Source organism: Acinetobacter courvalinii, assembly GCF_014635545.1.
GTDB lineage: Bacteria > Pseudomonadota > Gammaproteobacteria > Pseudomonadales > Moraxellaceae > Acinetobacter > Acinetobacter courvalinii.
The window spans coordinates 29,295-53,921 of record NZ_BMDA01000009.1 but is presented as its reverse complement, the minus strand read 5'-3'; the positions used below and the strand labels follow the sequence as shown (position 1 = coordinate 53,921).

The 24,627-nt window shown below is 42.6% G+C and carries 23 protein-coding genes; 11 read left to right on the top strand and 12 right to left on the bottom strand.

Going from position 1 to position 24,627, the window contains the following annotated elements; genetic code table 11:
* Positions 1-383 precede the first annotated feature (383 nt).
* The 4 genes from IEV39_RS18300 to IEV39_RS18285 all read right to left on the bottom strand — a co-directional run bounded on the left by IEV39_RS18300 (position 384) and on the right by IEV39_RS18285 (position 3,979).
* Positions 384-941: a peptidylprolyl isomerase gene (locus tag IEV39_RS18300; protein ID WP_004776438.1), complete on the bottom strand. Its 558-nt coding sequence runs from the start codon at positions 939-941 to the stop codon at positions 384-386.
* A gap of 130 nt (positions 942-1,071) precedes the next feature.
* Entirely contained in the window at positions 1,072-2,142 is a 1,071-nt protein-coding gene (locus IEV39_RS18295; RefSeq protein WP_005281510.1) for an alpha/beta hydrolase, read from the bottom strand.
* Positions 2,143-2,500: 358 nt separating this feature from the next.
* Complete coding sequence (locus tag IEV39_RS18290) at positions 2,501-2,737, bottom strand: hypothetical protein (protein ID WP_005281513.1); 237 nt, start codon at positions 2,735-2,737, stop codon at positions 2,501-2,503.
* Between the two features lie 387 nt (positions 2,738-3,124).
* Entirely contained in the window at positions 3,125-3,979 is an 855-nt protein-coding gene (locus tag IEV39_RS18285) for an MBL fold metallo-hydrolase (RefSeq protein ID WP_005281514.1), read from the bottom strand.
* 107 nt (positions 3,980-4,086) lie between these two features.
* Between IEV39_RS18285 and IEV39_RS18280 the strand changes: the two genes are divergently transcribed.
* From IEV39_RS18280 to IEV39_RS18245, 8 genes are all read left to right on the top strand, one after another.
* Complete coding sequence (locus IEV39_RS18280; RefSeq protein WP_005281517.1) at positions 4,087-4,980, top strand: LysR family transcriptional regulator; 894 nt, start codon at positions 4,087-4,089, stop codon at positions 4,978-4,980.
* A 159-nt stretch (positions 4,981-5,139) separates the two neighbouring features.
* Positions 5,140-5,685: a nucleotide exchange factor GrpE gene (grpE, locus tag IEV39_RS18275; protein ID WP_005228204.1), complete on the top strand. Its 546-nt coding sequence runs from the start codon at positions 5,140-5,142 to the stop codon at positions 5,683-5,685.
* Between the two features lie 152 nt (positions 5,686-5,837).
* Complete coding sequence (dnaK, locus tag IEV39_RS18270; RefSeq protein WP_005281520.1) at positions 5,838-7,784, top strand: molecular chaperone DnaK; 1,947 nt, start codon at positions 5,838-5,840, stop codon at positions 7,782-7,784.
* Positions 7,785-7,976: 192 nt separating this feature from the next.
* Positions 7,977-8,393, top strand: a complete 417-nt coding sequence (locus IEV39_RS18265; RefSeq protein WP_005281521.1) for a hypothetical protein — start codon at positions 7,977-7,979, stop codon at positions 8,391-8,393.
* Complete coding sequence (locus tag IEV39_RS18260; protein ID WP_005281524.1) at positions 8,390-9,298, top strand: matrixin family metalloprotease; 909 nt, start codon at positions 8,390-8,392, stop codon at positions 9,296-9,298. The genes IEV39_RS18265 and IEV39_RS18260 overlap by 4 nt, the downstream gene beginning before the upstream one ends.
* A gap of 390 nt (positions 9,299-9,688) precedes the next feature.
* Positions 9,689-10,600, top strand: coding sequence for a matrixin family metalloprotease (locus tag IEV39_RS18255; RefSeq protein WP_005281527.1), 912 nt, complete (start codon positions 9,689-9,691; stop codon positions 10,598-10,600).
* A gap of 382 nt (positions 10,601-10,982) precedes the next feature.
* The gene (locus tag IEV39_RS18250; protein ID WP_005281530.1) at positions 10,983-11,894 is read left to right on the top strand and encodes a matrixin family metalloprotease; all 912 of its coding nucleotides are present in this window, start codon (positions 10,983-10,985) and stop codon (positions 11,892-11,894) included.
* A 111-nt stretch (positions 11,895-12,005) separates the two neighbouring features.
* Positions 12,006-12,389 (top strand): hypothetical protein, encoded by a 384-nt coding sequence (locus tag IEV39_RS18245; RefSeq protein WP_165569325.1) that lies wholly within the window; start codon positions 12,006-12,008, stop codon positions 12,387-12,389.
* Positions 12,390-12,434: 45 nt separating this feature from the next.
* On the opposite strand, the gene IEV39_RS18240 is transcribed toward IEV39_RS18245, so the two are convergent.
* From IEV39_RS18240 to IEV39_RS18225, 4 genes are all read right to left on the bottom strand, one after another.
* Positions 12,435-13,730, bottom strand: coding sequence for a lytic murein transglycosylase (locus IEV39_RS18240; protein WP_005281533.1), 1,296 nt, complete (start codon positions 13,728-13,730; stop codon positions 12,435-12,437).
* A 602-nt stretch (positions 13,731-14,332) separates the two neighbouring features.
* Entirely contained in the window at positions 14,333-15,460 is a 1,128-nt protein-coding gene (locus tag IEV39_RS18235; protein ID WP_264822105.1) for a 5-(carboxyamino)imidazole ribonucleotide synthase, read from the bottom strand.
* A 123-nt stretch (positions 15,461-15,583) separates the two neighbouring features.
* A complete protein-coding gene (gene purE, locus IEV39_RS18230) occupies positions 15,584-16,096 on the bottom strand; it encodes a 5-(carboxyamino)imidazole ribonucleotide mutase (protein WP_005281538.1) in 513 nt (170 codons plus the stop codon).
* A gap of 134 nt (positions 16,097-16,230) precedes the next feature.
* A complete protein-coding gene (locus IEV39_RS18225) occupies positions 16,231-16,584 on the bottom strand; it encodes a DMT family protein (RefSeq protein ID WP_005186310.1) in 354 nt (117 codons plus the stop codon).
* Positions 16,585-16,806: 222 nt separating this feature from the next.
* Between IEV39_RS18225 and mpl the strand changes: the two genes are divergently transcribed.
* Complete coding sequence (mpl, locus tag IEV39_RS18220) at positions 16,807-18,168, top strand: UDP-N-acetylmuramate:L-alanyl-gamma-D-glutamyl-meso-diaminopimelate ligase (protein ID WP_005281541.1); 1,362 nt, start codon at positions 16,807-16,809, stop codon at positions 18,166-18,168.
* A 311-nt stretch (positions 18,169-18,479) separates the two neighbouring features.
* Here mpl and IEV39_RS18215 read toward each other — a convergent pair whose 3' ends face one another.
* The 4 genes from IEV39_RS18215 to IEV39_RS18200 are packed head-to-tail and all read right to left on the bottom strand — an operon-like array spanning position 18,480 to position 22,304.
* Positions 18,480-19,223 carry an SDR family oxidoreductase gene (locus IEV39_RS18215; RefSeq protein ID WP_005281549.1) on the bottom strand — a complete coding sequence of 248 codons (744 nt, stop codon included), beginning with the start codon at positions 19,221-19,223 and terminating at the stop codon, positions 18,480-18,482.
* Positions 19,224-19,242: 19 nt separating this feature from the next.
* Positions 19,243-19,941 carry a histidine phosphatase family protein gene (locus tag IEV39_RS18210; protein WP_005281552.1) on the bottom strand — a complete coding sequence of 233 codons (699 nt, stop codon included), beginning with the start codon at positions 19,939-19,941 and terminating at the stop codon, positions 19,243-19,245.
* On the bottom strand, positions 19,938-21,059 hold the full coding sequence (locus tag IEV39_RS18205; protein WP_005281555.1) for a phosphotransferase family protein: 1,122 nt from the start codon (positions 21,057-21,059) through the stop codon (positions 19,938-19,940). The genes IEV39_RS18210 and IEV39_RS18205 overlap by 4 nt, the downstream gene beginning before the upstream one ends.
* A 12-nt stretch (positions 21,060-21,071) precedes the next feature.
* Complete coding sequence (locus tag IEV39_RS18200) at positions 21,072-22,304, bottom strand: acyl-CoA dehydrogenase family protein (protein ID WP_005281559.1); 1,233 nt, start codon at positions 22,302-22,304, stop codon at positions 21,072-21,074.
* A 105-nt stretch (positions 22,305-22,409) separates the two neighbouring features.
* Between IEV39_RS18200 and IEV39_RS18195 the strand changes: the two genes are divergently transcribed.
* Both IEV39_RS18195 and IEV39_RS18190 read left to right on the top strand, forming a co-directional pair.
* The gene (locus IEV39_RS18195) at positions 22,410-23,324 is read left to right on the top strand and encodes a LysR family transcriptional regulator (RefSeq protein ID WP_005281561.1); all 915 of its coding nucleotides are present in this window, start codon (positions 22,410-22,412) and stop codon (positions 23,322-23,324) included.
* Between the two features lie 297 nt (positions 23,325-23,621).
* Positions 23,622-24,578 (top strand): TerC family protein, encoded by a 957-nt coding sequence (locus IEV39_RS18190; RefSeq protein ID WP_005228180.1) that lies wholly within the window; start codon positions 23,622-23,624, stop codon positions 24,576-24,578.
* Positions 24,579-24,627: the final 49 nt, after the last annotated feature.

Sequence of the window (24,627 nt, the reverse complement as noted above, 5' to 3'; positions counted from 1 at the left end):
ATTACTGACTTATATATTTGCTCAAATAAACTTCGAGAAATTTAAACCAATTAATCAATGAAATATTTTCGATCGATCAACCAGTAAAAATCCACACAAGTTGTTCTTCTATTCTCTTAATGATCTCTTTATCGCCTCGTCAGCGATAAATAAAACGCAACAAATATTTAACAACTTAACCGTTAAAGCTAAGTTATTTTTGCTTCATTGCGTCGGGATGTGTGCATTATAGGAGATTTTTTTTTAGTGTGCAAGCTTTTTTAAGCCCTTGTTTTATTGAGTGTTCTTTTTTTACACATAAATATGTGTACTATTCAAACAAATTCGCTGTAACCATATAAATTTAAAGCAGAAATATTTTATTCATATTTCTGCTTTGCTTTTTACTTCTTGTTCTTTATCTGAACACTAAGAATTTTAACTGGCTGTTTAGGGACATTTTGATGCATTCCATAGTTCCCTGTAGGAACACTCACAATCTTGTCAACGATATCCATGCCCTTTGTGACCTTACCAAAGACGGCGTAGCCCGCATCCATCGGTGATTTGTTTAAAAAGTTATTATCCGCCACATTAATAAAGAATTGACTGCTTGCAGAGTTTGGATCACTGGTACGTGCCATTGCCAAAGTACCACGGGTATTCTTTAAACCATTACTTGCTTCATTCACAATCGGCGCTTTCGTGCTTTTCTCAATCATGTTTGCTTCTAGGCCGCCACCTTGCACCATGAAACCAGGGATCACGCGATGAAAGATCGTACCTGTATAGAAGTTACTTTTTACGTAGCTTTCAAAGTTCTTTGCTGAAACTGGTGCTTTATCATCAAACAGCTCAATTTCAATATTCCCCATACTGGTTTTCATATCAACCATCGTATTTGCAAATAAATGACCGCTTGCCAAAATTAAACTTGTTGTAATGAACAACTTTTTCATCATTGCTTTTCTCAGCTTGGAAATAGACGTGTTGTGGATCTTCATCTTATTTTTGCAAATCTGTTTTTGCTATTTCTATTTGTTACCTGAAACAAAGAACCGATGTTTCACGTGAAACATCGGTTCTTTATCATTAACTATGTTTATCCCAGAACTTTCTGAAGTTCTTCGCTACTTCAATGGTATTGCGTTTTGCTTTGCTTGAGACGGGCGTTATATTGATAAAACCATGCGTTTGGTCTGGATAATCGACGTATTGCACTTTGACGCCATTTTGTCTGAGTTTATGACTATAGATCGCACCTTCATCATGAAGTAGATCATGACCAGCCGTAATCACATATGCAGGGGCTAACTTTTTAAGGCTGCCATAGGTCGGCGAAATTAATGGGTCGTCTAAAGCCACATTTTGCTGGGTCGCATAATAATCTGTCACATAGTCCACATCTTTACTGGTTAACACCAGCCCCTCGCCATAGGCATAGAATGATGGATGTCTGCTTTTAAAGTCGACCACAGGATATATCAGTAACTGTGCTTGTGGTGCATAAGATTTCCCAACAGCATGTTGCGCGACTACCGTACTGATATTTCCACCCGCACTGTCTCCACCAACCGCAATACGGTTTTTATAGATTTTCAATTGACGGCGGTTTTGATAAACCCATGCCAATGCATCTTCACACGACTTAATCAGTAACTGAGGTGAAGCTTCCGGTGCCAGTGGATAGTCAATACTTAAAACCTGTACTTTGGCATGCTTGGCAATTAGTCGACATGCTTCATCATGCGTATCTAAACCACCCACCACAAAGCCACCACCGTGGTAAAACACCAGCATAGGCAATTTTTTATTGGGTGCCGGATGATAATGGCGGGCGAAGACCGTGCCGCTTTGGAGCGGTAAACGAATATCTTCAACCGATTCAATCGAAGTGGGTTTATTGAGAATCGCCAACATTTGCGCATCAAACTGACGACGGGAGTCAATCGGATCGTCACCGATAAAACCGATACGGCCTTGCTTGATCTGAACAGCCATCAGACACTTGGTAAATGCATCTAAATCTGGATATTGATGAGGATAGCCTAAAAGCTTGGCCAGAGATTCTTGTACAATTTTGGGCAGCTTATCGAGCGCTCGTGCAGCAGGGCCTTGTCCTTTATCTAACAGTGTTTGTATTTTTGGAGGTAATGCTGTCACTTCTGTCCCCTTTTCTCGCTCTGTCCATCATTGTTGTTGTCTTCGACTATATGCTTTTATAAAGTCTTAGATCAAGTTCAAGATTTGAAATAAGTCGTACGCTAAAGGGCTATTGCTAAAAAGTCATTAACCAGAGTGCTTATTCACAGCTACTTTTTATGTCAATTCAATGCTGTTTTAAGCTTTTATTGTCAAACTATAAAACTAGAGCTAACCGGTTAGCTCTAGTTTTATATCACTTTAAAAGTGTCATTTTTATGAGTAAGTTAGCTTCGCGTTATGTATAGCAGTACATGAATAAGATTAAATGCGGCATCTGTTGTTCAATCTTATGCGAAGCGAACTTAACAATAAAAAATTATTGCGCGCCAGCACCTGCTGAACCTGATACAGAGCCTGAAACGTCAGCAGAAGCACCACCTGGTTGAACATCGACTGATGAACCCGCTTCTACACCAACGCCACCTTGAACGCCTGCTGGGCTTGCACTTGTTTGAGCTGAACCAGAAGCATCCAAACCAGCTTGAGACGAGCAACCTACAGCTGTTAATGCAACACCAGCTACAACTGCAGAAATCAATGCTAACTTTTTCATTTCGTATTTCCTTTCATTATGACAAAAAGCAAAGTTGTCTTTGCGATGCCTATCATTCACAATTTTTTTCACGGACGTGATGAGGATTAGTTGCAGTTTGTTATGTAAGCCGCATTGTTTTGCAATTTTTCTTAAAGCAACTCATTGCTTAATTCACGTATTCTCTCAACCTTCGGCAAACGCTAAGCATTTATCAATACAGCACTTTCAGGGATTTTTACTGTCATAGAAAATGAAAAAAGCCATTATCTTATTTTTTTATAATTCATAGAAACACAGCACAACCGTCCTAAAAGATTACAATTAAGTAATTATGATTAAAAATAAATGTAGCAGATATAAAAAAACCGTGCATTTTCATCACGGTTTTCATTGATTAGCCCATAATTAAGGCCATTTCATCTCGCCTTTCACGACTTTGGCGCCAAGTTCCAGACTACTCGACTCACCCAACGCTGGATACTGCGTTTGCATCTTTTTCACCAGCTCAGCCGAGTTCTTTGTGCTTTTCACAGCTTTCTCATATTGCTTCAAATAATCAATCGAGAAATTCACCGCCTCTAGACCTTCTGCCGCTCCTGCTTTCATATGCGCAGGTACCACTACTTTCGGGTTGAGTGCCTTAATACTTTCTAAAGCCTGAACCACTTCAGCACGATCTTTGACTGTCGGGGTATCGGCTGTCCATAAATGAATACCCGAAGATACCGGAATACCACCAACGACAGCTTTTGCACTCGGAATCCATAAATAAGTCAGTTCTTTTTTGCCTTTAATCTCGATATCCTGATTTTCGAGTTTTAAAGTCTTCGCGCTATACGCTTGTGGCACAAAAATTTTACTTGGTGCATTCGCACCCATTTTTGGACCCCAATAGGCAACTTTCAACGCTTGTGTATCCTGAATATGTTTCACTGTTTCAGGAGTCGCAATGATTTGTACATTCGGAAAGTATTGTTTAAATACGTCTAAGCCAAAATAGAAATCTGGATCACCATAACTGACAAAAATAGTTTTTAGGGTCTTACCGCTATCCAAGATGTCGGCAGCGATGCGCAACGCCTCTGATTTAGAAAATTGCGCATTGACCAGTAAAACTTCTTTATCCCCTTCAATTAGGGTTGAAGTTACGCCAAAATGCTCAGGTTGAGCCAGAAAATTCTGGATTTTTAAATCTTGTGCAAATGTAGCAGATGTTGCTGCGAAGGCAGATAAAGCAAGGATGTAAGGTTTGGTATTCATCTTATCGTCTCCAATCTGATAAGGAACACTTTAAATTGCAATTATTGCTGAAGAAACACACTAAACTAAGATAAAATGTTGCATATCTTGCAACAATGATAATAAACATGGATACCTTAAAAGCCATTCAAGTCTTTGTCTGTATTGCCCATCAAGGCAATCTGAGCAAAGCCGCAGAACATCTGGATTATTCCAAAGCCATGGTGTCCCGTTATCTGGAACATCTTGAGCAGACGTTTTCAACCCGGTTATTTCAACGTAATACCCGTAAGGTGTCGCTTACCCCCGCTGGTGAAAAAGCGTTGGTGTATTGTGAGAATATTTTACAGCAGCAACAGTTACTGGAAGGTTTGGCTGCGCCCGAACAACATAACGGAACCATTCGTTTTACCTGTGGTCTGTTTTTATTTCAGCTAGGCGTGAATGAATGTATTAAGCAATTTAAAAAACGCTACCCACAGATTCATTTTGATGTGTATTTAACTGAAAATACCGTAGATCTGATCGATGCTCAGGTTGATCTTGCATTACGCATTACCCAGAAAGTTGCGGATGGATTGATTGCACGGCCTGTCTGCCAGATTGAATCGACCTTTTGCGCACATCCTCATTATTTACAAGACCACACGCCCCTGTCGCATCCCAGTCAGCTGATTCAGCATGATTGTATTGCGCATCATACCCATAACCAGTACTGGACCTTGTTTGATACAGATCAGCAACCCCAGAACTATCCATTAAATGTTACGTTTAAAAGCAATGATGTGATTGCGCTTTATCAGATGTGTCTTAAAGCTGAAGGTATTGCCATGCTACCGAGCTTACTGGTACGTAAGGACATTGCGCAGCAGCGTTTGCAACAGGTCTTTACCGATTTTTCTGCACCTGACCTGACCTTGTCGCTGGTCTATGCGTCAAGGCAACATTTACCCAAAATCACCCAAGAATTTATTGCTTTTGTGATTGAAAACCTGAATTTTTACTTAAATCAGCAAAATTAAAAGATTTAAATTGACCTGAACGCTTGAATTTTGTCGGCTTGCCCATACTTCATCCCTATCAATGAATGACCAAGATGTGGCAGTTCGGGTTTAACCCTAAGAGCATTCACGCCAAAAGGACTGTACATGTTTAAGAACTTTTTTCAACGGAGATCATCAATGGCTAATGAGCACAATGAGCAAGCTCAAGACATTCAAAATGAGCAACAGACTGAACAAACTCAAGCTGAAGGTGTAGAGCAGGCAAACGAGCTTAGCGTTGAAGATTTACAAGCGCAAATCACCAAACTTGAAGAAAGCCTGAAATTAGAAAAAGCACGTACTGCCAATGCGGTTTATGAAGCGCAGAAAAGTGTAGAGCGTATTCAACGTGAATCTGAAAAGCATAAAGATACCGTGCTTGAGAAGTTCGCAAAAGAATTGCTCGATTCTGTCGATAACCTCGAGCGTGCAATTCAGGCAGCTGGCGAAGAAGAAACACCGGTACTTGAAGGCGTTAAGCTGACTTTGAAATCATTATTGACCACGCTTGAGAAGTTTGGCGTAGTCGAAGCAGATACCCAAAATGGTTTCAATGCAGATTTACACCAGGCGGTAGGGATTGATCCAAATGCCCAAGCCAACCAAATCGGCACTGTTTTACAGAAAGGTTATACCTTAAATGGTCGCCTACTCCGCCCAGCCATGGTGATGGTGGGCCAATAATCCCCATGGGCAGAGCATTTATTTGCTCAAAAATGCAGAAATTTGAGAGTTTTTTGATTTTTTTTCATAAAAATGCTTGAAAAAAACCGATTGACTCTCATATCGAATAACAAGCAAAAACATTGCAACAAAATTTTAGAGGAACACAATCAATGGCAAAAATTATTGGTATTGACTTAGGTACTACCAACTCATGTGTTGCTGTACTTGAAGGCGATAAAGTAAAAGTAATCGAAAACGCTGAAGGCGCACGTACAACTCCATCGATCATCGCTTATAAAGATGGCGAGATCTTAGTAGGTCAAAGTGCTAAACGCCAAGCGGTAACCAACCCGAAAAATACATTATTCGCGATCAAGCGTTTAATTGGTCGTCGTTATGAAGACCAAGCGGTACAAAAAGATATCGGTCTTGTACCTTACAAAATCATCAAAGCTGACAATGGTGATGCTTGGGTTGAAGTAAATGACAAAAAATTAGCACCTCAACAGATCTCTGCTGAAATCTTGAAAAAGATGAAAAAAACTGCAGAAGACTATTTAGGTGAAACAGTTACAGAAGCAGTGATTACTGTTCCTGCTTACTTTAACGATGCGCAACGTCAAGCAACTAAAGATGCGGGTAAAATCGCTGGCTTAGACGTTAAACGTATCATTAACGAACCAACTGCTGCTGCACTTGCGTTCGGTATGGACAAAAAAGAAGGCGACCGTAAAGTTGCAGTTTACGACTTAGGTGGTGGTACTTTTGACGTATCAATCATTGAAATCGCAGACCTTGATGGCGACCAACAAATCGAAGTGTTATCAACAAACGGTGATACTTTCCTTGGTGGTGAAGACTTTGATAACGCATTAATTGAATTCCTAGTTGAAGAATTCAAAAAAGAACAAAGTGTGAACTTGAAAAATGATCCACTTGCGTTACAACGTTTGAAAGAAGCTGCTGAAAAAGCAAAAATCGAGCTTTCTTCATCAAATGCAACTGAAATTAACCTTCCATACATCACCGCTGATGCGACTGGTCCTAAACACTTAGTGATCAACGTAACACGTGCGAAACTTGAAGGTTTGGTTGCTGACTTAGTTGCTCGTACAATTGAGCCTTGCCGTATTGCACTTAAAGATGCAGGTCTTTCGACTTCTGACATCTCTGACGTAATCTTGGTTGGTGGTCAGTCTCGTATGCCACTTGTACAACAAAAAGTACAAGAATTCTTCGGTAAAGAGCCACGTAAAGACGTGAACCCTGACGAAGCAGTTGCGATTGGTGCAGCGATTCAAGGTGCAGTATTGTCTGGTGACAAAACTGACGTGCTTTTATTAGACGTAACACCGTTAACTTTAGGTATCGAAACAATGGGCGGCGTATTGACTCCGATCATTGAGAAAAACACCACGATTCCTGCGAAGAAATCACAAGTGTTCTCTACCGCTGCTGATAACCAGCCTGCAGTAGACATTTCGGTTTACCAGGGTGAACGTAAAATGGCTCAACAAAACAAATTGTTGGGTAACTTCCAGTTAGGCGATATCCCACCTGCTCCACGTGGCGTACCGCAAATTGAAGTATCGTTCGACATCAACGCTGACGGTATCTTGAAAGTATCAGCGAAAGATAAGAGCACAGGTAAAGAGCAATCGATCCAGATTAAAGCAAACTCAGGTTTGTCTGATGCTGAAATCGAAGCAATGATCAAAGATGCTGAAGCGAATGCAGAAGAAGACCGTAAGTTTGAAGAACTTGCAAAAGCACGTAACGAAGCTGATGCATTAATTTCAAGCTCGACCAAAGCTGTGAAAGATCTTGGTGATAAAGTCACTGAAGATGAAAAAACAGCTGTAAGCACTGCCGTTTCTGAACTTGAAGCAGCAACTAAAGAAAATGATGTTGAAGACATCAAAGCGAAAACTGAAGCTTTACAAAACATCTTGATGCCAATTACACAACGTGCTTATGAACAAGCACAAGGTGCAGCTGGCGGCGCAGAAGGTTTTGATCCAAATGCATTCCAAGGTGGCGATGCGGGTCAACAACAAAAAGCGGACGATGGCGTTGTAGATGCTGAGTTCACAGAAGTAAAAGATGACAAAAAATAATTTGTCTCTTTAAAAAAACCGCGCGTAAGCGCGGTTTTTTTATTTTAAATATCTGCTGTTTGAGCCAAATCATAGGCATGCACGTGCTATAAACCGCTTATTTCCCCCTTCCGCAAACGCTTGCAACAATTGAAGGAACTGAATTCTTTTTATGTATAATTCAGGCAATTAAAAAATCCTTCAGCGCTAAAAATGAAAAATGATCCTATCCTTAGCAAATCCAAATTTAGACTGTTATTAAGTGCTTCACTGCTTTGTATTGGTTTAGGCACAATCTTGGATGCCTATGATCAACGCTCTATTGCCGTAGCGGAATTGCTGGCAACCGAACCCCAAAACTGGGAAATTCTACTTTCAGGCCTAGCCTCAATCATTGCTGTGATCATGTTAGCGGGTTTATTTTTCTTTAAGGCATGGGCAAGAACCTTATATCTGTATAGCTATTTCCCCTTGTTACTGCTTTATCTATTACCCGGTTTTTCCTGGACATTCATATCGGGTCTGGGTGCTATTTTTTATGAAATGGGCAATATTTTTGCGACACTGATCTGGGGAATTCTCCTGCTCCCGAGCCTGTATCAGTCTTTATTCTGCACACCTAAGCAATGAAGCATCTCCTCGTTGTTATATTGGCAATGTTTCTGTTCTGGTCGGGTTATCAAACCTACCAACACCCGCAGCTTAAATTTAACTCATTGATCGATCGTATCAGCAAACCCTTTGATACACGGCTCCGCTATCGTATTGCTGAGGTGGATCCACGTTTTAAGCTTAGCCTTGAGCAAGTGCAGGCGATCAGTGAGCAAGCCGCCCAGATCTGGAAAGACGGTACAGGACAGGATTATCTGGTTTATGATCCAAAGGCCCAGCTGGCAATACATCTCATTTATGATGAGCGTCAAATCGAGAGTGAACAACGTCGGGAACATTTAAGCCAGCTTGAATCCAATCAGCAACGCTGGCGAGAGAAAAAGAAATCCTTAGATCAGATTGAACAGGAAATTCTTCAAAGCCGGCAATTTTTAGGCTTAAAACAGCAACAATTAAATCAGCAAATTCAGGCCTATCAGCAAGCACAGCAACAGGTTCGGCAGAATCCGGCGGTATTCGCCAATCCTGATGGTCTTCAACAGCGACAACAGGCTTTGCAGCAAAATGTACAGTCGCTTAAACAGGAAATTGACCAGTACAATCAGAAGATTCAGCAGCTCAATCAGCAAATAGATGAGCTTAATGCACTGGACCAGCAATTGAATGCATCCGTTGACCAATATAAACAACGTTTTAAGCCACATTTATTCCATAAAGGCCTATTTAATAGCAAACAGATTCTGATTTATGAATTTGAATCTGAGGATGATCTACGTTTAACGCTGGCGCATGAATTCGGCCATGCCTTAGGCCTACAACATACTGATGATCCACATGCATTGATGCATCCGATTATGAAAGATCAGGATAGGGCGCATTTTCGCCTCACTGAAGCAGATTTAAGTCTGTTAAAGGCCAGATAAGTAGAGAAAATAAAACCCTTCCAGAATGAGCGATCATTCACATTTTGCTTAAAATACGCCTCGACATTAAATGTCACAAAGCAGCAATTTTTTATCAAAAATTATAAAAAATTGCCAATTTATCAATATTTTACAAAAGGTAACAATCAAGGCTTTTATCGCTATTTATACAGCTGTTCCGTGCTTAATAAATTTAATCTTTTGATTCTCTTGGAATTATGAACAAAAAACAGACAAGCTGCTGATTTTAAGATTGTGTAAATTATTCGATTTATTTTTTTATTTATTAGAAAAAAATCACACTTTTTAGTTTTATTTATTAAATAGATAGCGTTTTGACCTGAATCCAATACTGCTCAAAAATAAGCCTTATTTAGGGGAGTTTGGCTTATGCGTATTACGAATATGGTGATGCTTGCAGTATATTTCTGTACGCTCTCCCCTCACCTTAGCTATGCCCAGACCAATATCAATCCGGTTAATCCGCATCAGCATCAAACCATCAAAAAAACACTGCATTATCGTATTGCCGATATTGATCCACGCTTTCATTTAAGTCAGCAACAAGTGCTTGAACTGACGCAGCAAGCAGCCAAAATCTGGGAACATGAAACAGGCCAGCAAAATTTTATCTATGATCCAGAGGCGGAATTTAGTATCAATCTGGTTTTTGATGAACGTCAACAACGCAGTACAGATCGCGTGCAGAGCCTGCAACAACTGCAGCAAGACCAGCAACAATGGCATAAACAGAATCAACAATTACAGCAGGTCAAGGCGGATATTCAGCAAAATTCGGCCTTGATTGCCGATAAACAGGCACAACTTAACGCACAATTTCAGCAATATAATCAGGATGTGCAGCACTTTAACCAGCAGCGCTCTTCTTCAAAAGTTCTGGCGGATCAACTGGCACAACGACAAACTGCCTTACAGCAGCAAGCTTTAGCTTTGCAACAGGACATTCAGCAACATAATCAACGTAGCCGACAGCTTAATCAGGACATTCGGGCTTTAAATCAAGGCAATCAGCAACTGGTGGCTTCTGCCAATCAGTTTAATCAGATCTTTCAACCCCGTCTGTTCCACAAAGGCCATTTTGATGGCAAACACATCATGATTTATGAATTTTCATCCACACATGACCTACGCTTAACGCTGGCGCATGAGTTTGGGCATGCCTTAGGTTTTGCCCATACTGATGATCCAAGCTCTTTGATGTACCCGATTATTCAACAACAGAACCTGCAAAAGTTCGCATTAACCCATTCTGATAAAGACCTGGTGAAAGCCATGTATTAATGATTCCCCCAATTTGGTAACGATTGAGGAACGACTAGACTCATTGTCTACTTTTCAATCAGTTAAATTTTGGCTTTTATGTGAAAAATAAAATAATTTTCAATCCTTTATTTTATGCTTTGCCTAGTTTAGACACGCTCTTTAGATGAGCACACATGAGAAAAGGATAAAAATTAAACACCTGTTCTGATTTTATTTTTTATTCACTTTAGCAGCAAACTTGCTCTATTCCGCTATATTTTACTTACTTTTTTCTACATCTGTATTTTTATTCATTTTCTAGAAATATCTTCCCAAATTCTCACCCTTCACTCAATTGATCCATTTGACTCCCTGTTTAAACTGATTAAAATGCGACCTTTTTCAAGCTTTATCTCCCTTTATGCGTTGTTTTTCTCATTTATTGGCTACATGTGTGTTCATGCTGGTCCAAGCGCCAGCTTTTGCCCAAATTTCCTCAAACGCCCCTCAAACACAAATCCGTTATAGCAGCGAGCATCCTCTACGCTACCGGATTGCCGATCTGGATCCACGTCTCAATATCACGCAACAACAAATGATTGAGTTAAGCCAACAGGCGGCTGCCATCTGGGCAAAAGATACCGCACAACAGTATTTTGTCTATGATCCAGAAGCCGAGTTTGTCATTCATTTGGTATTTGATCAGCGTCAAGTACGCAGCATGAAACGCTCGGAAAATCTGAACCAGCTTGAGCAGGAACAACAGCATTGGTTAGCGCAAAATCAGCAATTACAGCGTCTAAAACAAAGTGTTGCTGACTCCAGGACTCAACTCGAATTACAAAAGATTGAATATCAAAATAATCAGCAAAAGTATCAGCAGGCCCTGCAAAATCTCAAAGCCCCCGCTCAAAACTCAAAGCAAGTTGCACGACTGCAGCAACAACAACACACCCTGCAACAGCAAGCGAGCGATTTACAGACCAAAATTGCTGAGCATAATCAGCTGGTCCAACAATTCAATGCGCAAACAGAGCAATCGAAACAGCTCTACCAACAATTGACTGAATCCGTAGCGGCATTTAACCAGACCTTTAAACCTCAGGTCCTGCATAAAGGTCAGTTTCACGGTCAACAGATTTTTATTTATGAATTTTCATCCATGGACGACTTACGCCTAACACTCGCGCATGAATTTGGGCATGCTTTAGGCCTAAAGCATACTCAAGATCCTAAATCTTTAATGTATCCTCGCATTAAAGAGCAGAATGCAAAAGATTTTCAGCTGACGGATACCGATCTGGAATTATTGGGTTTTTCTCGAGCGCCTTAATCCCTATAAAATATAGGTGTTTTATCCATTATCGCTTGCTTAGTAACAAGAATGGGTCGATTCTTTGGATTTATTCATGTTATTGTGGATGAAAACATCATATTTATCTTAATGGAGATCGGCATGAGTTATTATCATATCTTAATTGAAGTGAACGACCACATCAGTACGATTGAGCAGACTCGTGATATCGAATTCTTGAATATTGAAGATATTAGCCCCTTTCTCCATTCCATTTTGATTCCCTATTTCAACGAGCAAGAAGTTGAGCTGGAAGATGAAAATGTCGCCTATGACGAGATTTTACATCTGGAAGTCAAACAGACCTTATTACCCATCGAACATCTGGTTGAAGAAGAACAAAAGCAACTCCCGAGCGATACAGATGTGACCATTACTGCTTATGAAATTTTTAATGACCGTGATTTAAGTCAGGATGTAACTGCAGTGATTTTCGATATTTTAGAAGCCGTTAAACTCGATCCTGCCCCTTAATATAAAAAAGGTCTGCATATGGCAGACCTTTTTTTAATGCATCAATTATTGCATCATTTGTTTGGCTTGTTCCTGACGGAAAGCGCGTAAAATCTGCTGCCCTGCACGTCCGGTTGGATTTAAGCCTAAACGGGTTTGCTCTTGGCGAATAGCCTGGCGGCTTTTATCACCAATCAATCCATCCACAGTCCCAATATCATAACCGCGTTGTACTAAAAACTGTTGAATTTCACGACGTTCCGCACGTGAAGTACCCGGATCATCGGTTGGCCATGAAGTTAAGAATGGTGTACCACCACGTAAACGATCCGATAAATGGGCAATGGCTAAACCATAGCTTTCAGCCGCGTTATAGCTATAAATCGCGTCAAAGTTCTTAAATACCAAGAACACGGGACCATTAGCACCGGCTGGAGAAATCAGCCCTGCCGGGGTGCTGCCAGATAAATTACCTTGAATCAATGCGGTACCGTCGGCCCGGGTCACACCTTGGGCTATCCAGCTATTTAACGGCTTTTTATTACGGCGGCTTTCACCAGAAATCGACATGCCTTGCGGGATTTTGACTTCAAAGCCCCATGGCATACCGGTTTGCCACCCTGCCCGTTTTAAGAAGTTTGCTGTTGAAGCCAGAGCATCTGTAGTACTAGAAACCAGATCACGACGGCCATCACCATCAAAATCAACCGCTAAACGTTCATAAGTCGATGGCATAAACTGGGTATGACCAAAAGCCCCAGCCCATGAACCGTATAGCTGATCCTGCGTTAAATCACCGCGCTGTAAAATACGCATGGTGGCAAAAAACTCGCCACGGAAATAACTTTGACGGCGACCTTCACAACTTAATGTTCCTAAAGCCTGTAATAAAGGATATTTACCGGAAATATCACCATAATTACTTTCCACTCCCCACACGGCCACAACCGTTTCCGCAGGGACACCATAGGCCTGCTCGACACGGTTCAATACTGCACGGTGTTGATTTAATTTTTGCTGCCCTGCCTGAACGCGCTCGTTATCCACAAGGCCAGACAAATAATCCCAGATCGGTGTCGAAAATTCAGGCTGATAATTTAATTTATCAATCACGGAATAATCCGGGGTTAAATTTTGGGTATAGCGATCATAGGTCGAACCAGAAACACCCGATGCGATGGCCTGCGAACGCAAATTGGCAATACAGCCCTGAAAATTAGAATTGGGCGTATAATTGCTGGCGACCGCTGCGGTCGTGGCTGGTGTAGAAACGGCTGCGCCATTAATTACCAGCTCGGCATGCGCCTGATTAAAAAAAGTAAATAAGGCAGTGCCTAGAAAAAAAGAAAAATGACGTTTCATGACTGAACCAAAACTTTTGAATTTAAATTTCCTCTCCACCTTAACACGCTATATGAAGATGTATAGTTTGGAAACGTAACTTTGAATTCATTTCTCGGTTTTTTAAATTTAAAACCCTGCTTTTAAATTCATAATTCAGACTTTATTTTAAATTTAAAAGTTATCAACAAGCCCAATTTAAATTCAAAAATACCATACTGGATAACTTGAGCATTTAAATTTAAAAAACTTATCCACTTTTAAATTCATTTCTTCGATTTAAACAGTACATGATGCGAACAAAACATCCAGAAGACGCTAAGCTTATATTTTTCAGCTTATTATTCTAGGTAAAAATAGATATCCACAGCCCATGATTTAAATTTAAAAACCTACTCTGGACTTAACTTTTAAATTTAAATCAGGCGCTCTTTTTTGAATTTAAAATACAGAACAACTTATCCACTGCATATTTAAATTCAAATTACCCCCATAATTTTAAATTCAAAATACCGAAAACAAGTTATCCACAACAGCTCAACTTTATTATTTTAAATTTAAAAACAGCGCAGAATGAAAAAAGCGATCCGAAGATCGCTTTTTTTGAGCTATTGTGGATAAGTTTAGAGGGTCATATCTGCGGTTAATGCCAATGGTACAGGTAAAATTCGTGCCAATTGGCGGCATAAAGCGGTTAAATCATCCGAATTATTCGGCATCAAGGTAATATGTCCCAGCTTACGACCTGTACGCTCAGACTTATTATAGAGATGTAAATGTGCACCGTTCAGGGCCAAAACATCTTCAGATTTTGGATGCTGGCCAATAATATTGATCATCACCGTTGGACGAATCACTTCCGTTGAGCCCAAAGGTAAACCGGCAACCGCACGAATATGGTTCTCAAATTGCGAGCAAATCGCACCTTCAATCGACCAGTGACCTGAATTATGTACACGACATGCCATTTCATTGGCATAGAGACCTTGCTCGGTTACAAACAATTCAAGTGTAAGCACGCCGACATAATTCAAGTGGTTTAACAAACGGGTAATATAATCTTGTGCCACAGGCTGTAAATCGACGCTATTTGGCGCTGGTACAATCGAATGGGACAAGATGCCGTTATGATGATGGTTTTCTGCCAGCGCCCAGGTTTTCACATCGCCGTTTTGTCCACGCACCGCAATAATCGAGACTTCACGACTGAATTTAACAAAGCTTTCAGCGATCAAGCTTTTTGCCGGGCCAAGTTCAGCCCAAGCCGTGTCGATCTGATCTTCAGTACGTAATACGAACTGACCTTTACCATCATAGCCACCTGTCACGGTTTTTAAGACAATCGGTAAGCCAAGATCAGCAACTGCCTGTTTTAAGCTCTCTAAGCTCTCCACAGCACGATACGGCGCAACAGGAATGTTGAGCTCATCAAACAAACTTTTCTCGGCCAAGCGGTTTTGTGCAGTCGCTAACGCAAGGCGAGGCGGGTACAGGGTTTTGCTTTGAGTTAAAACATCCACATCCGCAACAGGCGTATTTTCAAATTCAAGACTAAATACATCCGCACTGGCAATGAAATCTTGCAAGCCTTGCGGATTTTGGCTAGAAAATACCGGACCTAAAATTGCAGCAGGGCAATCCGTTTCTGCCTCAAAGAAGGTGCATTGAATATTCAGTGGCAATGCCGCTTGCGCCATCATACGTCCAAGCTGTCCGCCACCAAAAATACCGATGGTTTTATTCATATCTATAACTCTTTTGCTCGGGCAAAGCCTTAAAGCGATGCTTTAAGTTTGCTTATCCTCTTACTCGGACAAAGTCCTTGTCTTGCATTCGGGCAAAGCCTTAAAGCGATGCTTTAAGTTTGCTTATCCTCACTCATGACCAGGAATGTTATTGCTCGATACTTTTTCTGTTTGTGCCGTACGAAAATCCGCTACATTTTGAGCGATGTCTGGACGAGTTAAGCCTAAAATCTGCGCTGCCATAATCGCTGCATTAGTCGCACCAGCCTGACCAATCGCCAAAGTACCTACCGCAATACCTGCTGGCATTTGCACGATTGAAAGCAATGAATCTACACCATTTAAAATCGATGATTTAACCGGTACGCCCAGTACAGGTAAATCAGTTTTAGCCGCACACATCCCCGGTAAGTGTGCCGCACCACCAGCGCCTGCAATAATCACCTGAATACCACGATCACGAGCTGTTTCAGCATATTCAAACAAACGATCCGGGGTACGGTGCGCAGAAACCACTTCAGCTTCAAAAGGAACACCCAACTGTTTGAGCATGTTAGCGGTATGTTCAAGGGTTGCCCAATCTGATTGAGAACCCATGATAATTCCGACTAAAGGTTGGCTATCTGTTGCGACCGCATTCATTGGCTTTTCCAAAACATGATAAAAATAGAGAAGTATCTCGACTTACGCCAAGCACGAAGGAATAAATTGGCAAATATTATAGCGGTTTTTTCAAGCATCCCCAACAAAAGAACGCGTGAACTGCTTCACGAAAATTAGCTCTGGTTTCGAAATACAAAATAGACACACCCCATTAAACACAGCATTGCCCAGATATAGTCCAGCTTAAACGGCTGTTTAAAGACAAAAATCATAAAGGGCACAAACACCATTAATGTCACCACTTCCTGGGTAATCTTCATTTCCCCCAGACTCCAGCCATGCTGGTTGAGCAACTTGGTGGCAGGAATCATAAAACTGTATTCCAGCAGGGCAATACACCAGCTAAACAGGATCGCTTGCCAGATCGGCGCATCATGCAGGATTTTCAGATGTCCATACCATGCCAAGGTCATAAAACAGTTGGAAATAATCAACAAACATAACGCTAAAAGAGTAGGGCTCAACATAATGTGCTGGTATCCAGATCAAGGGTGAATCGCAGAGAAGATATGCTTTTAAAAACCCTGAAATTTTAGCACTCATCTGCATAATTAGAACTAAACAACAACAACGAATTTTGACTATCTTTTCCATGCAAGCCTTGCTATCGTTGCGTTTGATTTTTATTGATAACGACAATCATACATACGATATCAGTGCTGTATGAAGAGCAGTGGAGAAGGCGCGTTATGCATCTGCATATTTTGGGTATTTGTGGCACATTTATGGGGTCTTTGGCTCTACTCGCACGAGATTTAGGACATAAAGTCACAGGTTCAGATGCCAATGTTTATCCACCTATGTCAACTCAACTCGAAAATGCGGGTATTGAACTGATGCAGGGCTATGACCGTAGCCATTTACAGCCGCATCCTGATCTTGTGATCGTCGGTAATGCCATGAAACGCGGCATTGATGCGATTGAATATATGCTGAATGAAGGCCTGCCTTATATTTCTGGCCCACAATTTCTGGCAGACCATGTGCTGCAAGGCAAACACGTACTCGGTGTCGCAGGTACACATGGTAAAACCACTACCACGACAATGCTGGCCTGGGTGCTGGATCAGGCGGGTTTAAATCCAGGTTTCTTGATCGGCGGCGTACCGCTTGGTTTTAGTGAAAGTGCACGTTTAGGTGGTGGTCAATATTTCTGTGTTGAAGCGGATGAATATGATTCTGCATTCTTCGACAAGCGTTCTAAGTTTGTTCACTATCATCCTAAAACCGCAATTTTAAACAATCTTGAATTTGACCACGCTGACATTTTCGATGATCTCGCTGCGATTCAAAAACAGTTCCATCATTTAGTCCGTACCATTCCGAGTGAAGGTCGTATTATTGCGCCCATTACTGAAACCAATATTGATGAAGTCTTGGAGCAGGGCTGCTGGACACCAGTGATTCGTACCAGTCTAGAGCCAAATGCACAAGCCGCGTTATCTGCTGAGTTGATCAGTGCGGATGGTAGCCACTTTAAAGTGCTTGAACAGGGCAACGTGGTCGGTGAAGTGAAGTGGAACATGACCGGGCAACACAGCGTTGCCAATGCCTTAGCGACCATTGCTGCTGCACAACACGTGGGTGTTCGCCTTGAACAGGCCTGTGAAGCCTTATCCAACTTCGGTGGGGTAAAACGCCGTATGGAGCTGTTAGGTACGGTGCGTGGCATCGAAGTCTATGATGACTTTGCCCATCATCCAACTGCCATTGAGACCACATTGGACGGCGCGCGTAAACGTCTAGGTGAACGTAAGCTATGGGCGATCATTGAACCACGTTCAAATACCATGCGTATGGGCAGCCATAAAGATGGTTTGGCACATTCAGCCCGTTTAGCCGATGAAGTGATCTGGTATCAACCGGAAGGTCTGGATTGGGATTTGCAACCTGTGATTGCAGCATCATCGAACAAGGCAGAAGTCAGCCGTTCATTGGATGAGATCATTGCCCGTGTGGTGAATGAAGCAGGTGAGGGGGATGCTGTGGTGATCATGTCCAATGGCGGTTTTGGTGGTTTACACCAAAAGTTGATTACGGCATTGTCATAATCAAAGTCAGCACTTTCTGAAAAACTATTGTCTTAACGGAGTCTTGCAAGTTCTTATCTAATTTCTGGATCAGCCTGCGGCTCGCCCTACTTTTCTTTCGGGAAAAGTAGGCAAAACCATTGTCATCTGCAAAACCTGTCCTCTTCTTGCATTTATCAACATATATCGCAGAAACAGCCTCTCATTTAAACCACGCAGGTTGCAGATGACGTTTCCGCGTATCGTATTTCTTCAAAATTATGTTCATTCAGATCGTGACAAGCAACATCCCTGTCGAATAAACATATGTACACATGCATTTTAAATTGCTATCAACTCAGTTTATTCACCAATTTTAACGGCAAAATCTTCATTGCTATGCCCATTGGCAACCATGGCCATTGTGGCACATACGCCTTCACAGGCTCTTTCTCAATGGCTTTCACCAAAGCCTTGCTTCCTGTCTTCTCATCCACTTCAAACGGCAGTTTCTTGGCGCCTTCATTCAATTCAGTGCGAATATAACCTGGGTAAATCGTCGACACTTTAATGGGTGTACCCAGCAATTCCGCACGGATGCCCTCTGCCAAATGCGCCACTGCCGCTTTACTGGCTGCATAGGTCGATAAATGCTTCGGTAAACCACGCATGGCACTCATCGAGGAAATCACCACCAAATGACCTTTATTTTGCGCTCTAAAGATTTCAACCGCGGCTTCGCATTGTGCCAGAGCAGAAATAAAGTTGGTCTCCGCCGTCGCCCGATTCACCTCAAAATGTCCTTTCCCAATACGGCGACCATCACCGACACCTGCATTGACAATAATGCGGTCAATGCTGCCAAATTCTTGCTGAAAGGCTTTAAATACGGTAAACACATCATCGTAATGAGTCACATCCAGGGTCTTGATCTTGACCTGAACGGAAAACTGGCTTTGCAACTCCTGTTGTAACGTTTCCAGACGCTCTAAACGTCGTGCACAAAGCGCCAGATTGTAGCCTTTGGCGGCAAATTCACGCGCCATACCTGCGCCTAAACCCGAACTTGCACCTGTAATTAAAATTGTCTTTGCCATTTCTGCCACCTATTCTTGTTTAAATCCATGTAAGGAGTTCTGCATCGTGTGCTTTTAAATAATGATGTTCATTAAAACTCAGTAATTGCAAGCGTCCATCCACCCAACGCAGCGTCGTAATACTGGCATTGGCAATCGACCAGTTCAGCGCAAAGATCTGTTTCGCATCCAAGCCCAGCACCTGGCCCACCGCCACTGAAATGACACCACCTGAGCTGAATACCACCGCCTGACGCTGCTGTGTGGCATCAAGCTGCTGACACAGGCCATGCAACGCGCTTTCTACACGGCTTTGGAAACCTAACCAGGTCTCATGATATTCATGGTCATATTGCTCTCCAATCCAGCGTTCAATCGCCCCATCAAAGATTTTCGCCAGATAGACACGTGGGTTCTCAACTTGCGCGACATCCTGTTTGAGTAATTCAGGCTGATTAAAGCGGGGTTCGTATTGAGCAAATACATGCTGATGATCAAACTCATTCCAGCTGGATTCAGTGTGAATCGGTACCTCTGCAAAACCTTGCGCTAAAGTGAGTTGCGCGGTTTGTTGATGGCGTTGCATTGAACCGGCCACCACCAAAGGAGAGGATTTTAAAGTCTTGCTGAGAAACTCACCCGCTGCCTGTGCCTGTTGTTCACCTTTGGCAGAGAGCAGGTCATAACTGGCCGCCCCAAAGGAGGCCTGCCCATGTCGTACCAGATATATGGTGCTCATGCTGTTAAAATTTCCTTCAGTTTTGCGCCATATTCAGGAATTAATTGCTGGGCTTGTGTATTGTCCTGTGCAATCAATTTTAGGGCACGAATATGCAGGGCATGAATCAGGATCCAGAAGTCTTTAAAGGCTGGATTATCGGTTTGCTGATGGTAATAACGGTAATAGATCTGCTGCGCGATCACGGCTAGGCGGAATAGACCAAATACTTCATAAAATGCCCAGTTGTCAGGCTTCAACCCTGTTTTTTCCAGATAGTAATCCACCACTTGCTGACGTGTCAGCATGCCTTTCAGATTGGTCGGCTGACGGCGACTGGACTTCATCAAGGCATCGTCATCGTCCTGAATCCAGTAGGCGAGGGCGCTGCCCAAATCCATTAACGGATCACCCAAGGTCGCCATTTCCCAGTCCAGTACCCCAATCACCTGAGTCGGTTGCTGTGGATCTAAAATGACATTATCAAAACGCCAGTCATTATGAATCACGCAGGTTTTGGAATCGGCCGGAATATGTTGTTGCAACCATTCCCGCACAAACGCGAAATCAGGTACATTCGGTGTCAGGGCCTTGCTATAGCGCGCGTCCCAACCTTCGACCTGACGGCGGCAATAGCCTTCACCTTTGCCCAGTTTTTCCAGCGCTGTACCTTGATAAGGCACTTGATGCAGTTCAATCAATTTATCCAGCACATTCAGGCACAGTTGCTGGACTTGCTGTTCATCCAGCTGTAATTCTTTGGGTAAATTGGCACGTGGAATAATGCCTTCAATCCGCTTCATCACATAGAAATCACAACCGATCACGCTCTCATCCTGACACAGCGCGATCATTTCAGGCAGCACAGGGTAGAAGGGTGCCAGATACTTCTGCACATTGTATTCACGGGCCATATCATGCGCTGATTTGGCCTTAGTGCCTTTCGGTGGACGGCGTAGGATCAGATCTGCATTGTCATACGCTAAACGGTAGGTCCAGTTAGATGCACCACCTGAATATTGGGTGACTTTTGCCTGTCCTTGCAGACTCACTCCCTGATTTTTTAACCATGTTTCAACCGCTGCAATATCCAGTTCTTCACCATGACGAACCTGACCGCCCATATCAATTACTGTCATTTGCTTTTATCCTTATTTACGACCATAGCCACGTTTTTTGAGTTCTAATTTGGCAATCATGCCTTTATGGACTTCGTCAGGTCCATCGGCCAAACGTAAACTTCGCGCCTGAGTAAAGAAAGCCGTTAACGGTGTATCACGGGAAACACCTTCGCCACCGTGGATCTGAATCGCCATATCCACCACATTTTGCAAGACTGTTGGCGCGACCACTTTAATGGCCGAAATTTCAGTTAATGCCGCCATATTACCTTGCGTATCCATCTTATAGGCAGCGTATAAGGTCAATAAACGCGCCTGATCGATCTGCACACGCGCATCTGCAACGCGTTCCAGATTGCCACCCAGCTTGAGCAGTTCTTTGCCAAAAGCCTTACGCGACATGCCACGGTCAATCATCAGTTCCAGTGCTTTCTCTGCCGCGCCAACACAGCGCATACAATGATGAATACGCCCAGGGCCTAAACGGCCTTGCGCAATTTCAAAGCCTTGGCCTGCACCACCAATGAAGTTGCTAACAGGCACACGCACATTGTCGAAGCTGACCTGTCCATGCCCATGCGGTGCATCGTAATCACCAAACACAGGCAGCATACGTTCAATGGTCACGCCTGCGGTATTGACCGGTACCAGTACCATAGAATGCTGGTGATGACGGTCTTTGCTTGGGTCCGGCGTATAGGCCATAAAAATAATGATTTTGGCATTGGGATCGCCTAAACCGGATGACCACCATTTGCGTCCATTCAAGACGATTTCATCACCCTCTATCACCGCAGTGGCCTGCATATTGGTCGCATCACTGGATGCCACCGCAGGCTCGGTCATACAGAACACGGAACGAATTTCACCCTTGAGTAGTGGTTGTAGCCATTGCTGTTTTTGCGCATCGCTACCATAGCGCCACAATACTTCCATATTGCCGCTATCGGGTGCATTACAGTTAAATACCGTCGGCGCAAGCAGGCTACGTCCCGTCAGTTCGGCAATATGTGCATATTCCTGAACCGATAAGCCTGCACCAAGCTCGGCATCAGGTAAGAACATGTTCCATAAGCCCGCTGCTTTGGCTTTGTCTTTCAATTGTTGTAATTGTTCAGGCCATTGCCATTGGGTCCAGTCACCATCGACATTGAGGCGATGTACCTCATCCCAGAATGCTTTTTCAATAGGTTCAATTTCTTGTTGGATAAACGCTTGCGTACGTGCAATAAAATCCTGTGCACGCGCTGATAATGCAAACATCCTGTTCTCCCTCAATCTAAAATTTGGCGAAAGCTGATTCGCTGCTTTACATCACCATAAGCGAAAATTTATTATGAATGAAATGATTTTATTTTATTCAAAACTATGAATCAGATTCATAATAGCAACCTACTGGAAGTCGGGCACTTTCATCGTATCGATATTAATTTATATCCGCTTTTTATTGCGATTTTTGAACAGAAGAGCATTTCTAAAGCAGCACAATTGCTGTGTATCAGCCAGTCTGCGGTGAGTCATGCCTTGCAACGCTTGCGTAGCCAGCTTGGCGATGAGTTATTCGTGCGCAGCGGTCAAAAAATGCTCCCTACTCCGTATGCCGAGCAAATTTACCAGCCCATTCAAACCGCGTTATTGACGATCCAGAGTATTGCCGTACCGCAACAGGACTTTGTGCCTGATATGTTGCACAGCTTAAAAATCGCCATTCATGACGAAATTGAGCCGATTATTTTTCCGCAGCTGGTACATCATTTTGCGCAACTGAATCTGGACATCCAGTTCCTGAGCTCCAAACTGGATCGTAAAAACATGCTGGCGGATCTTTCTGCCCAACAGATTGATTTTGTCATTGATCTGGTGCAACCGTATCAGGCCAGTTTACAGTTTGAAAATCTGATTGAAGACCATTTTGTGGTGTGTACCCAGCAGCCCAATATGGATTTATCGCTGTATTTGTCTTCACCGCATATTGGTGTGTCTTCACGGCGTACCGGGATTCTGCTCGAGGATATTTATCTCAATCGGCAGCAATTATCCCGCCAGATTTTCCTGCGTTGTCAGCACTATGCAACGGCATTGCAGATATTGAATCATTATCCCGATGCCATTCTGACCATTCCGCAAAGCATCCTCAAGCATTTGCATTATTCCCAAGCCTTACATATCCATCCTTTGCCAATCGAGCTACCTCAAATCAATATGGGTATGTATTGGCATGAAAATGTGAAACATCATCCACGCCATCAATTTTTACGCACGGAAATCCTGAAAATTTTTTAGTTGAACCTTGCTGATGAATATTTGCACATTGTCTAAAAATATGTAATTCTATACGCATATTTGGATATGAATATCCATACAGAATAAGTTGACAAGGGGAGTAGCCTCCTCCAGACCTAAGCGCTGAATGCCTTAGGTGTCAGAGCTTCGTCATTACACTTTGCAAAAAGTCGGACTCTGAGCATCACAATCCATCGTGGTGTAGGCAAGACCTTGATCATGTTGAAACAGATGTATTAATTCATCTGGCAACTGGTCGAGGTTTTTTTATGTCCATTTGCCAGATAGGGAGTTGTGATGGAAACTATCGGTAATTTATGGCTCTATGTCGCATTCTTCGGTCTCGTTACCGTGATGCTACTGGTCGACTTTTTAGGCTTTAAGCAAAAACAAAATCAGGACGTGCCGATCAGACAGGCAGCCTACTGGAGTATTGCCTGGGTCAGTGTTGCAGTGATTTTTGGTGGCGGATTATGGTTTTATCTACAGCAAACCGTAGGTGCAACCATTGCCAACCAGAAAACCATGGAATACTTCGCAGGTTATCTATTGGAAAAATCGCTGGCAATTGATAACGTCTTTGTCTGGTTAATGATTTTCGCAGCTTTTGCGATCCCGCCTGCATATCAACGTAAAATCCTGCTTTACGGCGTACTTGGTGCAATCATTCTGCGAACCATTTTTATCTTTATTGGTGCGTGGTTTGTGCAAGAGTTCTCTTGGGTGCTATATATCTTCGGTGCCTTCCTGGTCTACACCGGCTTTAAATTCCTGAAAGGTCAGGATGAAGAAGATACCAATATTGAAGATATCAAGTTACTGAAATGGTTACGCAAACACATGCGTATCACACCACAGCTTGAAGGCAACAATTTCTTCGTTCGCCAGAATGGTGTGTTATGGGCAACCCCTTTATTTTTAGTTTTGATTTTGGTCGAAGCGTCTGATGTGATCTTTGCGGTGGATTCCATTCCTGCAATTTTCGCCGTGACCAGTGATCCGTTCATTGTTTTAACCGCAAACTTAATGGCGATTTTGGGTTTACGTGCGATGTTCTTCTTATTGGCAGGTGCGGCGTCGAAAATGCATTACTTACCGTATGGTTTGGGCATCATCTTACTATTCATTGGTGCAAAAATGTTATTGCTCGACGTATTCCACATGCCAATCTGGATTTCGTTAGGCTTTATCGTTCTGGTATTAGGCATCACCGCTTATCTGTCGTTACGACACAATAAGCGACAAGCGCAATAAACCATCAGAAATAGAAAGGGCCTGCATTGCAGGCCTTTTTTATCATGAC